The organism is Stenotrophomonas sp. STEN033, assembly GCF_056856655.1.
In genome coordinates this window covers 26,812-40,578 of sequence record NZ_JBXFWM010000038.1, presented here as the reverse complement: position 1 = coordinate 40,578, position 13,767 = coordinate 26,812, and the positions used below count along the sequence as shown (strand labels likewise).

General features: G+C 63.5%; 10 protein-coding genes. 1 reads left to right on the top strand and 9 read right to left on the bottom strand.

Annotation, left to right across the window (positions count from 1 at the left end; genetic code table 11):
- Positions 1-326: 326 nt before the first annotated feature.
- The 7 genes from AC1VXC_RS13415 to AC1VXC_RS13385 form a co-directional block, all read right to left on the bottom strand.
- Positions 327-1,601 carry a citrate synthase gene (locus tag AC1VXC_RS13415; RefSeq protein ID WP_293706415.1) on the bottom strand — a complete coding sequence of 425 codons (1,275 nt, stop codon included), beginning with the start codon at positions 1,599-1,601 and terminating at the stop codon, positions 327-329.
- A 278-nt stretch (positions 1,602-1,879) separates the two neighbouring features.
- The gene (locus AC1VXC_RS13410) at positions 1,880-2,122 is read right to left on the bottom strand and encodes a type B 50S ribosomal protein L31 (RefSeq protein WP_056931181.1); all 243 of its coding nucleotides are present in this window, start codon (positions 2,120-2,122) and stop codon (positions 1,880-1,882) included.
- Positions 2,123-2,218: 96 nt separating this feature from the next.
- Positions 2,219-3,154, bottom strand: coding sequence for a nucleoside hydrolase (locus AC1VXC_RS13405; protein WP_481539724.1), 936 nt, complete (start codon positions 3,152-3,154; stop codon positions 2,219-2,221).
- A gap of 65 nt (positions 3,155-3,219) precedes the next feature.
- The gene (gene recG, locus AC1VXC_RS13400; RefSeq protein ID WP_481539725.1) at positions 3,220-5,349 is read right to left on the bottom strand and encodes an ATP-dependent DNA helicase RecG; all 2,130 of its coding nucleotides are present in this window, start codon (positions 5,347-5,349) and stop codon (positions 3,220-3,222) included.
- A 239-nt stretch (positions 5,350-5,588) separates the two neighbouring features.
- The gene (locus AC1VXC_RS13395) at positions 5,589-8,039 is read right to left on the bottom strand and encodes a TonB-dependent receptor (RefSeq protein WP_481539726.1); all 2,451 of its coding nucleotides are present in this window, start codon (positions 8,037-8,039) and stop codon (positions 5,589-5,591) included.
- A gap of 36 nt (positions 8,040-8,075) precedes the next feature.
- Positions 8,076-9,263: an SO2930 family diheme c-type cytochrome gene (locus AC1VXC_RS13390; protein WP_481539727.1), complete on the bottom strand. Its 1,188-nt coding sequence runs from the start codon at positions 9,261-9,263 to the stop codon at positions 8,076-8,078.
- A 9-nt stretch (positions 9,264-9,272) separates the two neighbouring features.
- Complete coding sequence (locus AC1VXC_RS13385; RefSeq protein ID WP_481539728.1) at positions 9,273-10,508, bottom strand: parallel beta-helix domain-containing protein; 1,236 nt, start codon at positions 10,506-10,508, stop codon at positions 9,273-9,275.
- A 117-nt stretch (positions 10,509-10,625) separates the two neighbouring features.
- Between AC1VXC_RS13385 and AC1VXC_RS13380 the strand changes: the two genes are divergently transcribed.
- Complete coding sequence (locus AC1VXC_RS13380; RefSeq protein ID WP_313495625.1) at positions 10,626-11,663, top strand: AraC family transcriptional regulator; 1,038 nt, start codon at positions 10,626-10,628, stop codon at positions 11,661-11,663.
- A 58-nt stretch (positions 11,664-11,721) separates the two neighbouring features.
- Here AC1VXC_RS13380 and AC1VXC_RS13375 read toward each other — a convergent pair whose 3' ends face one another.
- Both AC1VXC_RS13375 and AC1VXC_RS13370 read right to left on the bottom strand, forming a co-directional pair.
- A complete protein-coding gene (locus tag AC1VXC_RS13375; protein WP_057629049.1) occupies positions 11,722-12,105 on the bottom strand; it encodes a RidA family protein in 384 nt (127 codons plus the stop codon).
- 685 nt (positions 12,106-12,790) lie between these two features.
- Entirely contained in the window at positions 12,791-13,423 is a 633-nt protein-coding gene (locus AC1VXC_RS13370; RefSeq protein WP_313173483.1) for an FABP family protein, read from the bottom strand.
- Positions 13,424-13,767: the final 344 nt, after the last annotated feature.

Here is a 13,767-nt window from a genome sequence, read left to right as displayed (position 1 = left end):
GGCTTTCCCGGCATAGCCTCCCTGCCGAGCATGGCTCGGCACTACCGGACATCTCTCTGCGTTTGTGGGAGCGGCGTAAGCCGCGACGCTGGCAATGCGCGAAAAGCAGCGAAAGCTACCCCTCCCCAGCCCTCCCCTCGCCTGCGGCAAAGGGAGGGAGCGTAGTGCCGAGCCATGCTCGGCAGAGGCTTTACCTGCGAAGCTCCCGCCAAGCGTGGCTCGGCACTACCGGGCATCTCCGCGCCTGTGGGAGTGGCGCACAAAAAAACCCCGCCAAGGCGGGGTTTTTGCCGTAATGGAAGCGGCGCATCGCTGCGCCACGGCCATTACTTGTAGTCGCGCACGTCGTGGCCGGTGTAGACCTGGCGCGGACGGCCGATCTTCATTTCCGGGTCGACCTGCTGTTCCAGCCAATGCGACACCCAGCCAGCCGTGCGGCCCAGCGCGAACATGACCGTGAACATCTCGGTCGGGATGTTCAGCGCCTTGTAGATGATGCCGCTGTAGAAGTCGACGTTCGGGTACAGCTTGCGGGCAACGAAGTACTCGTCCTGCAGCGCGGCCTGTTCCAGCTTGATGGCCACGTCCAGCAGCGGATCCTGCACGCCCAGCTGACCCAGCACCTGCTTGGTCATCTCGCCGATCACCTTGGCGCGCGGGTCGAAGTTCTTGTACACGCGGTGGCCGAAGCCCATCAGGCGGAAGCCCGAGGTCTTGTCCTTGGCCTTGACCACGGCCGATTCGACGTTGTCGGCCGAACCGATCTCTTCCAGCATCTTCAGCACGGCTTCGTTGGCGCCGCCGTGTGCCGGGCCCCACAGCGCGGTGACGCCAGCGGCGACCGATGCATACGGGTTGGCGCCGGTGGAACCGACCAGACGCACGGTCGAGGTCGAGGCGTTCTGCTCATGGTCGGCGTGCAGGATGAACAGCAGATCCAGCGCCTTGACCACGTCCTTGTTCAGATCGTACTTGCCGTCGGCCGACTCGAAGGTCTGCTTCAGGAAGCGGCTGACGTAATCCAGCGAGGTGTCCGGCTTGTTGGCCGGCAGGCCCTTGCCATGGCGGTAGATCAGCGCCGACAGGGTCGGCACCTTGGCGATCAGGCGCACGGCAGCCTGGCGGCGCTGCTCGGCGTCGTCCAGGTCCAGCGAGGCGTGGTACTTGGCCGACAGCTGCGCGATCGAGGCAGCCAGGATCGCCATCGGGTGGGCGTCCTTGGCGAAGCTGCCGATCAGCGTGTTGATCGAATCGTCGACGCCGGCTTCGGCGCTCAGTTCGGCTTCGAAGGCCTTGAGCTGGCCGGCGTCCGGACGCTCGCCATTGATCAGCAGGTAGGCCACTTCGACGAAGCTGGACTTCTCGGCCAGCTGCTCGATCGGATAGCCGCGGTACAGCAGCACGCCCTTGTCACCGTCGATGTAGGTGATGGCCGACTTGCAGCTGGCGGTGGCGGTGTAGCCCGAGTCGTAGGTGAAGAGACCGGTTTCCTTGGTCAGCTTCGAGATATCGACACAGTTATTGCCCAGTACGGGTTTGACGACAGGCAGAACGACCGACTTGTCGCCGGCGTTGAGCGTGACCTGATCAAGATCGGACACAGTGTGCGCTCCTCAAGTGGAAGGCGCCTGTCCTGACGAATGGGGTACGGGCAGGCGCGTGAAGGAATTCCGCAGTTTTCCACTGCGGTTCCGACGATTATCGCACAGCAGCATTTGCAGATTGCGAAGACAAAAGTCTTATAGGCGCAGTTTCGCCGCGACACAGCGTCGCATGCGCACAACCGCCCGATTCTGCAAGGGTTCAGCCGTACGACAGACAAGACAAAACAACGGCCGCGCAAAGCGCGGCCGTTGTTTGTCCAGCAACAACAGTTCGATTAGCGCGCGTAGCGCTTCTGGAACTTGTCGATGCGGCCGCTGGTGTCGATAACCTTGTGCTTGCCCGTGTAGAACGGGTGCGAAGCCGAGGAAATTTCAACCTTGATCAGCGGGTATTCTTCGCCGTCTTCCCACTTGACCGTTTCCTTGGAGGACATGGTCGAACGGGTCAGGAACTTGAAGTCGGAGGTCACGTCGTGGAAAACGACGTTGTGGTAATCGGGATGGATATCGGCCTTCATGGGCTCGCACCGTGTGGGCTGGTGGTCAAGACGGCCATTATAAGCACGACCCGCCACGATAGGCAAGTCGCGCTCACTGAACCGCTGGGCCGGCGCTTATTGGCCCAGCGCCCGCCGGACCTGGGCCTCGAAACGGGCCTGATCGTAACCGATCAACAAGGCCGTATTGTCCGTCACGCCGGTCTGGCGGTTCCAGTCGACGATGGTGGCGCCACGGGTGCGGGCGCCGGTCAACTCGATCGACAGCGGCCGCTGTTCAACCACGGTGCCCCCCTCCGGCTGCAATGCCCAGGCCATCGCCAGCGCATCGGCGGCGTACCAGCGCTCGCCGCGGCTGTCTTCCGACCACAACCGGGTCTGGCGTGAAATCAGCTCGTAGAAGCGTGCCTTCTCGGTATCGGCGGCCAACCATTGCTCGACATCGCGATGCATCAAGCCATGGGCGATGGTGGCCTCCCAATCGGCGACTTCGATGAACGGGAACGCGGTGAAAACGATATGCGCCGCTTCCGGATCGAAGGCGATATTGAACTCGGCGGCCGGGGTGATGTTGCCGTGGCCGGTGATCGCGCCGCCCATCACCACGAAGCGCTTCACGCGCTGCGGCAGACTGGGGTCCAGCTTCAGCGCCAGCGCGATATTGGTCAGTGGGCCCAGCGCGACCAGCAGCAATTCGCCTGCATATTGGTGCGACAGGCGCAGGATCGCCAACGCGGCGTGCTCGGCTTCCACCTTGCGCGCGGCCAACGGCAGATCCACATCACCAAAGCCGTCGCGGCCATGCACGTGCGCGGCATCCTCGGCCGGATACACCAACGGGTCGGCGGTGCCGGCGAATACCGGCACGTCTTCGCGGCCGGCGACCTCGCACAGTTTCAGCGCGTTGCGCACGGTGTATTCAAGGCCGACATTGCCCGCCGCCACCGTCAACGCGACCACCTCGTGGCGCTCGTCGGCAAAGGCCATCAGCAGTGCCAGCGCATCGTCCACGCCCGGATCAGTATCAATCAGCAACGGTATCTTCTTGCTCATCTTCTGCTTCACTTCTGGTTGGCCATGGAGTCTGTCACGGCCTCCATGACAGTGGAAGCACGCAATCAGGCCGCTGCGTAGCGCACCGCACCGCCAATCCAACGGTTGACGATGCGGTCGGCCAGCGCCGGCGCGTCATTGAGCAGGCGTTCGGCAAGATCGTGCACGGTCGGCAGCAGGCCGGCATCGCGGGCCAGATCGGCCACGCGGAAAGTAGCCAAACCGGTCTGCCGCGTACCCAGCAGTTCGCCGGGACCACGCAGTTCCAGGTCCTTTTCCGCGATCAGAAAGCCATCTGAGGTGAGCCGCATGGTTTCCAGGCGCTCCCGCGCCATTGCCGACAGTGGCGCCTGGTACATCAGCACGCAGCTCGATGCGGTGGCTCCGCGCCCTACGCGTCCGCGCAACTGGTGCAGCTGCGCCAGGCCCAGGCGTTCGGCATTCTCGATGATCATCAGCGAGGCATTGGGCACGTCGACACCGACTTCGATCACGGTGGTGGCGACCAGCAGATCCGTCTCCGCCTGCTTGAAGGCACGCATTGCCGCCTGCTTCTCGGCCGCCTTCATGCGCCCGTGCACCAGCCCGATGCGCAGTTCCGGCAACTGGGCCGACAAGGCTTCGTAGGTGGTCTGCGCGGCCTGCGCATCCATGCGGGCGTTGCCCGGGCCCGCGCCTTCCTCGCTTTCCTCGATCAGTGTGCACACCCAGTACACCTGCCGACCCTGTTGACAGGCGATGCGGATGCGCTCGACCAGTTCCGGGCGCCGCTCGGCGCTGATGGCGATGGTCTGCACCGGCGTGCGACCGGGCGGCAGTTCGTCGATGGCGGACACATCCAGATCCGAATACGCCGCCATCGCCAGCGTGCGCGGGATTGGCGTGGCGGTCATCACCAGCTGGTGCGGCACCACCCCGGCCGTGGCGCCCTTGTCACGCAGCGCAAGCCGCTGGTGCACGCCGAAGCGGTGCTGCTCGTCGACGATGGCCAGCGCCAGATCGTTGAACACCACGTTGTCCTGCATCAGTGCGTGGGTACCGACCACTACCTGCGCATGGCCGCTGGCTACATCTTCCAGCACCTTGGCGCGGGCCTTGCCGGTGACCTTGCCGGCCAGCCAGGCAACGCGGACACCCAGGGGCTCGAGCCATGCGCGCAGGTTGGTCAGATGCTGCTCGGCCAGCAGTTCGGTGGGCGCAGCCAACGCCACCTGCTTGCCGCGTTCCACTGCCAGCATCGCGGCCAGGGCGGCGACCACGGTCTTGCCGGAACCCACGTCGCCCTGCACCAGCCGCAGCATCGGATGGGCGCGGGCCAGATCCTTGCGGATTTCGTCGAACACGCGCTGCTGTGCGCCGGTCAGTCTGAACGGCAAGGCCTCGCGCAGCGCTTTGACCAAGCCATCCTGGCCGCGCAATGACGGCGCACGGTGCTGCTGCAGGGCGATGCGCTGGCGGCGCAGGCTGAGGTGGTGGGCCAGCAGCTCTTCCATCGCCAAGCGCCGCTGCGCCGGATGCGTGCCCGCACCCAGGGCACCTATATCGGCGTCGGCGGGTGGCCGGTGCATGGTCAGCATCGCCTCGCGCAACGACGGCAGACCCATGCCGGCAAGCATGGCCGGCGGCAGCAATTCCAATGCCGCGGCATCAGGCAGGCGATCCAGTGCCTGGCCGATCAATTTGCGCAGGCTGGCCGGGCCAATGCCCTCCACTGCCGGGTACACCGGGTCCAGCACCGCGCCCAGCGCGGCATCTTCGCCGTCGCCAAGCAGGTGATAACTGGGATGCACGATCTCCAGCCCATTCTGACCCGCGCGCGGCGTGCCATAGGCGCGCAGACGCCGGCCTACCGCGAACTGCGACACCTGCGCGGCGCGGAAATGGAAGAAGCGCAGTACCAGGGTGGCACCGGACTCGTCGCTGATTGCCACCCGCAGCACCGGCCGGTAGCGGAATCCACGTTCCACGGCCTCCACCCTGCCCTCCACCTGCGCGGCCATACCGGCCTTCAGGGCGCGGATGGGCAGCAGCGTGGTGCGGTCCTCGTAGCGCAACGGCAGGTGCAGCCAGAGGTCCTGCAAGGTGCTCAGGCCGCGTGCTTCCAGCTTGGCTGCCACCCGTGGCCCGACCCCGGCCAGGCGGCTCAGTGGTTCGGTGGAAAGATCGAGGGTGGCGAGGTCACGGCGTGCAGACATGGCATAAGGATGCCGTCATGTGACGCAAACAGAAACCCCGGCGAGCTTGGACGCCGGGGTTTCCTACTCCCCAAGTGTTGCTTTACTGCTGCTTTGTCGATTGGCGCCTTCAAGCAATCCGTAGTGCCGAGCCATGTTCGGCAGGGGCTTTCCCGGTAGCGCCTCAGCCGAGCGTGGCTCAGCTCCGCGGAACTCCCCTTACCCCAGCCCCTCTCCTGCAGGGAGAGGGGCTTCAAGCGTTAGAACTTCACGGTCATTTCCAGGCCGTACGTGCGTGGGTCGGTGATGGTTGCGCCGACTACGCCCAGGGGATCGTGCCCATAGGTGTTGAGGCCACGGACGTACTGCTTGTCGAACACGTTGTTGGCATACACCGCCCAGTTCCAGTGCTTCAGCGGTGAGGTCCAACCGACCCGGACATCCGTGCGCTGCTGTGATTCGCCAATGTTGAGCACCTTGCTGATGCCGCAGTCACCCTGCAAGTCGGAACCTGCGTTGCAGCGCTGGGCGCCGCGGTAAGCGTGGCGCAGCGAGAAGCGCAGCTGGCCATTGCCACCAAGATCAGCGACGTAGACCGCACCGGCCGAGGCGGTGAAGCGCGGCTCGCCGGTCGGTGCCCCGTCCAGATCCACACCTTCCGGTGTCACGTAGTTCTTGTATTTGGAATCTATCCACTCGGCGGCTGCATCCAGGGTCAGTCCGTCGGTAACCTTCCAGCGCATATCGAAGTCAACGCCGGTCGCTTCCAGATCGCTGGTGTCGAACACGTAGACCGGGATGTCGACCGGGTTGTTCGGATCCGGATCGATCAGGCGGATCGCCTGGCGGTTGTCGTACTGGTAGTGGAAGACGGATACGTTGTAGGAGAAGCGGTCGAAGCTCTGCTTCAGGCCGACTTCCAGGTTCCACACATCCTCGTTCTCGAACGCCGGACCGATCTGCAGCGCATTGAAGCCACCGGCCTTGTAACCCTTGGCCAGCGAGCCGAACACCATGGTGTCGTCGTTGAGGTGGTAGTCGACGACGAAGCGCGGGCTCCAGTCACTCCAGCTCTTCTTGTCGCGCACCTGCTTGCCCTTGTTGACCATGGCCGGCGGGTCGATGAAGGCCATGTCGAAGGTCAGCAGCTCGCGGGTGATCGGAATGCCCATGCCCGCCAGCGCCTGGAAGAAGCCCAGCGCCTCCAGGGTGCCGAGCTTGGCCTCCAGGCCGGGCGCATTGCGCGGCGTATTGAGCCAGGTGAAGTCCTTCTCGTCGCGGGTGTAACGCAGGCCGAAGGTCAGGTTGAGGCGATCGGTGGCCTTCCAGATCACGTCACCGAAAGCAGCATAGGACGTGGTACCCAGCGTGTTGTTGAAGCGCTCGTTCCACTTCTCGCCAACCAGCGAAATCGGAATGCCGTTCATCTGCGCCAGCATCGAGGTGAAGTTGAACAGGCTGCCATCGGGAATGCCCAGCTGATAGGCCACCCCCATGTTGCGGATTATGTTGTCCACCGCCTCGGTATTGGTGTTGACCTCACTGGTCTGGCGCGCGTCCTCGTCGAAATAGCTGACACCGGCCACCCAGTCGAAGCGTTCATTGCTGCCGGAGAACTTGAACTCCTGGTAGAACGTCTCGTTGTTCTCGGTATTGACCGAATCCACGTAAAGGTCGAAACGGTTGGTGCCGTCCTCCTCGGTGTGGTTGGTGGAGTCGTATTTGCGCCACGAGCTGGTGGAAGTGAAATTGCCCCAGGACAGCGCGTGGTCAACGATCAGGCTGACGCCATCGAAGGTGCGCCATTCGGCATTGTCGGCATCGCTATAGGTCTTGATCTTGCGCGGGTCCAGATAGTCATCCGGGTCCACCGGTACAGGTGGTCGTGCCGGATAGGCCGGCAACGGCACGATGCCGGTGGTGACACGGCCGTTCTGGTCCAGGCTCTCGTGGTCCCAGGTGATGTAGGCGGTGGTGTTGTCGCCGAAGCGGCTCTGCCAGGCTGCGCGGGTGGCCCAGACGTTCTCGCCGCCCAGGTCCTTGCCCGTGGCGCCGTCCTGGAACCAGCCATCGCTGGTGTTGATCAATGCATTGAAACGCAGCGCCGAGTTGTCACCGGTCGGAATGTTCCACATCGCATCGGCGTACTTCTTGCCGTAGTTGCCCACGCGCACGGTGGCGCGCGCCTCGGTCTCAGCCTGCGGGCGCCGGGTCACCAGCGAGATCGCGCCGGCAGCGGTATTGCGTCCGAACAAGGTGCCCTGCGGGCCCTTCAGCACTTCGATGCGCTCCACATCGACGAAGGGCAGCAGCACGCCGCCGCCTCGTCCGCCGTAGACGCCGTCAACGAAGATGCCTACCGCCGGATCGGTACCGATACCAAAATCGTCGGTCTCCACGCCGCGCAGCCGGAACGATGGCTGGGTCGGCTGCACCGCGCTGATCACCAGTCCCGGCACCAGCGAATCGATGTCACCAAGATTCTCGGCGGCCACGTCGTTGAGCAGGTTCTGATCGACTACCTGCAGTGCGATTGGAACATCCTGTATTTCCTGCTGGCGGCTCTGCGCGGTGACGGTGATGCGATCAAGCGTGGTGGCAGCATCCTCCGTCGCCGACTGTGCCATTGCCGGGGCAACTGCCCCCACCACCATCAGCCCGGCCATGGCCCGCTGCAGTCCGACTACCAGATTCCGTTGCTTCACTCGCATCGCGTTCTCTCCCACGCAGTGAGGTGTATGCCGGCGTCAGACCGCCGGCGGGCCCGTGTTGCCGGGCTGGCCTTCGCCAGCCGTGTCGCAGTTTGTTTCCAGCGCGTTGATCCATTCCCGGATCAGGGTCACGCCTTCGCTGTGCACCACCGCCCGTCCAACCTCGGGCATCATCACCGCCGGATCATCGCTGTCCATGCGGTAGGCGATGATCGAGGCATCGGCATCACCGGGCTGGATGTCATAGCGACGATTGCCAGTGCCCTTGCCCGCGGCGATGGGTTGCTTGCACATGCCCAGCTTCAGGTGATCCTGGGTAGGCGCATCCAGCCACAGGCCGGAGGTGATGGCCGGGCCGGTGCGGCTATGGCAATGGCCACAGTTCACGTCCAGATAGGCGCGTGCGCGCGCATCCAACGGTGCTGAGGCATCCGTGGCATCGGCCGCGCGCGGCAGCTGCGCCGGTGCAGGCAGGTCTTTCAGATAGCCGAGTTTGAGCAGATGCGCGAGCTGGTTGTCGCGGCCGCCGAGGTAGTCGAAATCACGATTGAGGTTGCGCGCCTTGGGGCCGATCGGCAACAGCTTGCGCGAACGGTTGTCGGTGATATGGCAACCGCCGCACTGGTTCTGGTCCGGCACCTGGTAGGCAAGGGCTTCGCGTGAGCCGTCGGCAGCCACCAGTTCCAGGTCAACACTGGCGCCGGTGCGCTGCAAGGTCGCTGCGGTCTGCTCTTGATTCCAGACATAAGGCAAGGCCACCCAGCCTTCCTTGCGGTGGACCAGCAGCCGGGTTTCGATCAGCCGCACCTTGGACAGGTCCAGGCTCTCTTCGTGCAATGACGATTGCGACGGTGGCGTGCGTGCCACCGACCTCCCATCAGCTGCACCGCTCGCCGGCAGCGGGTAGTAGAAGGTCTTGCTGAGAATGGTGCCCACCGGAAAATCGAAGGCGTGTTCGGGCTGGTAGCCGGCGGCCTGACCCTTCGGCATCCAGACCGTGCGCAGCTTGTGCGCGTAATCACTGAACAGCGGTGTGTTCAGGTCATACGGCACCACGCCGTCATTAAGCGAAAGCCTGCCATCGCGGATGCGCAGCACATGCCATTCATCCAACGTCGCCGGCTGGCCCTGCTCGAAGAAATGCACCGCAGCCGGTTTGCCGCAGCCAACAAGCACCAGCAAGGCGCCGACCAGCGCGATCACCCGCACCATCAGATTGCGCATGCCCAAGCCTCAACCACGCTTCAGATCGATGGCCGGCAAGCGCGGCAGGTCGCACTCAAATGGCTTGGCATCCTTGCTTGGGTTCTTGTAACCGCCAGGACCATCGGCGTTGATCACGCCACTGACGTTGCGCAGGCAGATCTGCGGGCCCATCTTGACCCCGTCCACCACCCGCTCCTTGTTGTAATAACCATCCCAAAGCACGTCCGGGAAGTTGCCGGTCAAGCCATACATCGCCACCTTAAAGGCCTTCAGGTCCAGCCCGTCGGGTGAGTCACCGCCGCCGGACAAGGTGTTGTTGTGGATGTAGATGCGTTCCGGGTACGGATCGAAATTGGGCGAGGCGCTGCTGTCCTTGTAACCGGTGGAATACACGCTGGAGACGATGATGTTGGTGGTGGCGTTGTCGCGCACTTCGTTGTCAAACACCTCGATGTCATCGTTGGAATTGATGACGATGCCCGAGCCGGCCGGCACGCTGGCCACTGGCGTACCCTTGGCACCGAAGTTCTCGTGGTTGTTGGCGATGACCTTGTTGTTGAACACGCGGATGTTGGCGCCCTGCTGCGACAGGCCCGGCATGTTGAACACCAGGATGCCGCCGGTGTTGCCAGTGGCGACGTTGTCATACACATCAGCGTTGCGGGTGTTCTCGACCTCTATGCCGGCAACGTTCTGCTCGGCGCGGCTGTTGCGCACGATCACTCCGTCGGACTGGCCAACATAGATGCCGGCATCGGAGGCGCCGATGGAAATGGTGTTCTCGATCAACACGTTCTTGGTCAGCACCGGGTAGATGCCATAGGCGCCGTTCTTGGTACTGGGGCCGCCGGTCCACTGCACCTTTACCCCACGGATGGTGATGTTCTCCGACTCGCTGATCTTCAGCCCGTCGCCCTTGGAGTCCTCGATGGTGAGGTTCTCGATGGTGAAGTTGTCGCCATTGACCAGCAGCCCTTCGGCGCCTGCCTTCTGTCCCTTGAAGCTGAGCACGGTCTGGTCCATGCCGGCACCTCGGATGGTGACGCCGTCGGCGCGCAGGCTCAGGCTGCGCTCGAACTGGTGCCGACCGGCCGGGATGTCGATCACGTCGCCAGGCTTGGCGTCGAGCAGGCGTTCCTGCAGCGTGGCCGCGAATGCCCCGTCGGCCGCAGCCACGCTTGGTGCCTGTTCGGCCTGCTTCTGGCAGCCGACGACCATGACGGCCAAGCTGGCGGAAACCGCCCAGGTAATGCTGCGCTGCATGACTTGCTCCCATACGCTGGCAGATGTTGGGCGCAGTCTGGCCTTCAGGCAGTGTTCACGCGAAGGGCAAGAACGGCATACTTGGGGGGGCAAAGCGGACAAGCTGGAGGGGCTTGAATGCAACGCAGGAATCCAGGCAGCGACCGACTGGCCGTGGCCAACGTGCCAACCAACATGCTCAGCGGCCTGTTGTTATTGGGCAGCCAACTGGGCGTGGATACCGAAAATTGGCTGTCTGGCCTGCACCTGAGCAGCGACCAGCTCAATGACCCACGCACCCGCATTTCCTATCGACAGGCCTATGAGGTCATCCGCCGTGCCCTGCCCACCCTGCCTATCGAGGCCGCTGGGCTGGCCATGGGAGGCGCGCAGAACGGAGGCAACTTCGGCCTGCTGGGACTGGCGATGAAGACCGCACGCACCTTTGGCGATGCGGTAAAAATCGGTCTGGACTACCAGCGCAACCTTGGTCCCCTGATGGACCTGACACTGGATGAAAGCGCCGCCGAAACCCTGTCCATCGTCGCCACGGCGCCGGAGCAGGCGCATGACCTGCTGCCCTTCCTGTGTGAGGAGATGTTCTCCAGCATCCTCATGCTCGGGCGCGAGCTGGCCGGTGATGCCTTCAGTCCGGTGCGACTGGAGCTGGGCTATTCCGCCCCGGCCAAGCTGGATACCTATCGCACCATGTTCCGCTGCGAACCCAGCTTCGACCAGCCGCGCAATGCCATCGTGGTGGAGCGGCACTGGATGCAGCTCCCTTTTGCCAGCTACAACCCGGTGACGTCGCAGCAGGCCTTGTCGCTATGCCGTGCGCAGCTGGCAACCCAGTCGATGCGGGGTGAAACCACGGCCGTGCTGGAACGTTTGTTGCGCACACGACTGCGCGACAATCCGCAGATGAGTGATGTCGCCCAGGCGCTGCACCTGAGCGAGCGTACCCTGCGCCGGCAGCTCGCCGATGAGGAAACCAGCTTCAGCGAGGTGCACGATCGCCTGCGCGTCGAACTGGCCCTGGAACTGCTGCAGGACCTGGAGCTGAGCATTGCAGCGGTCGGCAACCAGCTGGGTTTCAACGATGCGCGCGAGTTCCGCCGCGCGTTCAAGCGTTGGACTGGCCACACCCCCAGCGAGACCCGCCAGTACCAGGGCTGACACGCAGATGCCCGGCACTGGCCGGGCATCTGGGGTCACTCGCAACGGCAATGATCGATCAGTCGATGATCATGATCGCGTCGACTTCAAACGCGGCGCCCTTCGGCAGGCCCGACACTTCGATGGTCGAACGGGCCGGGAACGGGGCCTGGAAGTATTCCTGCATGACCGCATTGACCTTGGCGAACTCGCCCAGGTCGGTCAGGTACAGACCCAGGCGCACCATCTTGTCCAGCGAGCCACCGGCTTCCTCGGCCACGGCCTTGAGGTTGTCGAAAGCGCGGCGGGCCTGTGCGGTGACGTCGCCGGCGACGATCTCACCGGTGGCCGGGTCCAGCGGGATCTGGCCGGAGAAGTACACGGTGTTGCCGGCGCGCACGGCCTGCGAGTACGGGCCGATGGCGGCCGGGGCGTTGGCGGTGTTGATGATCTGGCGGGACATGGACAGCTCCAGTCTGGAAAAAGGTCGGTCATTGTAACGTTGCCACCTTGGCGGGCGGCTGACCAGGCTGGCATTGATCAAAAAATCATCAGCGATCCGAAAGCTTTGCCGCACAAGGCCCATGGAGGCTTATCCACAACTTGTAGGCATCACAGGACACAAGCTGTGTGGATAGCCGCATGCAGGTAGAGCCGAGCCATGCTCGGCTGCGGCTTTCCACGCAAACCCGATGTGATCTTGTGGGAGCGGCGTCAGCCGCGAAGCTACCGATCCATCCGACTGGCAGACATGAGCATCGATTCATTGCTGCCAGTTTCGCGGCTGAAGCCGCCCCCACAAGCCCCCCAGCTATGTCGGTAGGGCCCCTGCCGAGCATGGCTCGGCACTACGGTTGAGTCATCCACAGGTCGTGGACAAAATATCACCACGTTTTGCAGAGGCCCACCGCGCAAGGGCTGCGCGGCCTTATCCACAGCTTGTGTAGGCAGCAGGACACAGTCTGTGTGGATAGCGCGGCTGGCAATCCAACGCGGCTCTGTAGGAGCGGCGTCAGCCGCGAAGCAGATGATCCATCCGGCTAGCCAGCATGCCTGCTCGACTTATTGACACCAGTTTCGCGGCTGACGCCGCTCCCACGAGTGCCTCATACCCTATCGGTAGAGCCCCTGCCGAGCATGGCTCGGCACTACACTGCCTGCGCGGTCGGGTTGGGCGTTGGCTCGCCGATCCGGCGCAGCGTATTGCGGTCGGTATGCGCGAACGGCTCGCTGCGATCGGGAATGACCAGCATCGTTTCCTGTTCATACGACCAGGTGCCATCGTCATTGATGGTGACTTCGATCTCGTAGCTCTCGGTCCGGAACGCATGTTCCAGGAACGGATTGGAGCTGATGCCATTGACCGTCGAGCCACGCTCGGCACGCAGGCGGAAGCATTTCGCATCGGGTGCGGCCCTGCCCACCGCCATCGCGGTCTGCCCGCGCGGGATGGTCAGCGTCTGGATCACCGTGCCGGTCGCCGGCTCCCACAACCAATAACCGACCTGGTCATGGAAAGTCTCCACTTCGCCCGGTTTGTGGATGCGGGTGTGGTAACGCAGGCCATAGAACAACTGCGGGCCATTGGGCTGTGCGTCGATCGGCTGCAGTTCGACATGTTCGATAAAGGCCTGCCGCTCGGGGCCATCGGCCTTGGGATTGACGTCCATGCCGCGCTCGCCGATCCAGACACCGGCCATCGGCGCCAGTGGCCCGAGGTTGGCCAGCGTATTGGTATCGGCAGTGGGTTCGGTATAGATGTCTTCCGGGAACGTCGTCATGAGGTACAGCCTGGTGAGGATCCCGGCAATGGTACGCAGAACACGCCGCGGGCTCACCTCCACCTGTCCACAAGTGATGGACAAAATATCACCATGTTTTGCAGAGGCCCGTAGTACAAGGGCTGCGCGCTGTTATCCACAACTTGTGTAGCTAGCAGGACACAAGCTGTGTGGATAGTCGAATACAGGTAGCGCCGAGCCATGCTCGGCTGGGGCGTTACCGAACAACCAGCTGTGGGTTTTGTGGGAGTGGCGTAAGCCGCGAAGCAAGTGGTCCATCCGATTGCAGGCAGCCCGGTTGTTCCAGCGCTGCCAGCTTCGCGGCTGACGCAGCTCCCACAGTT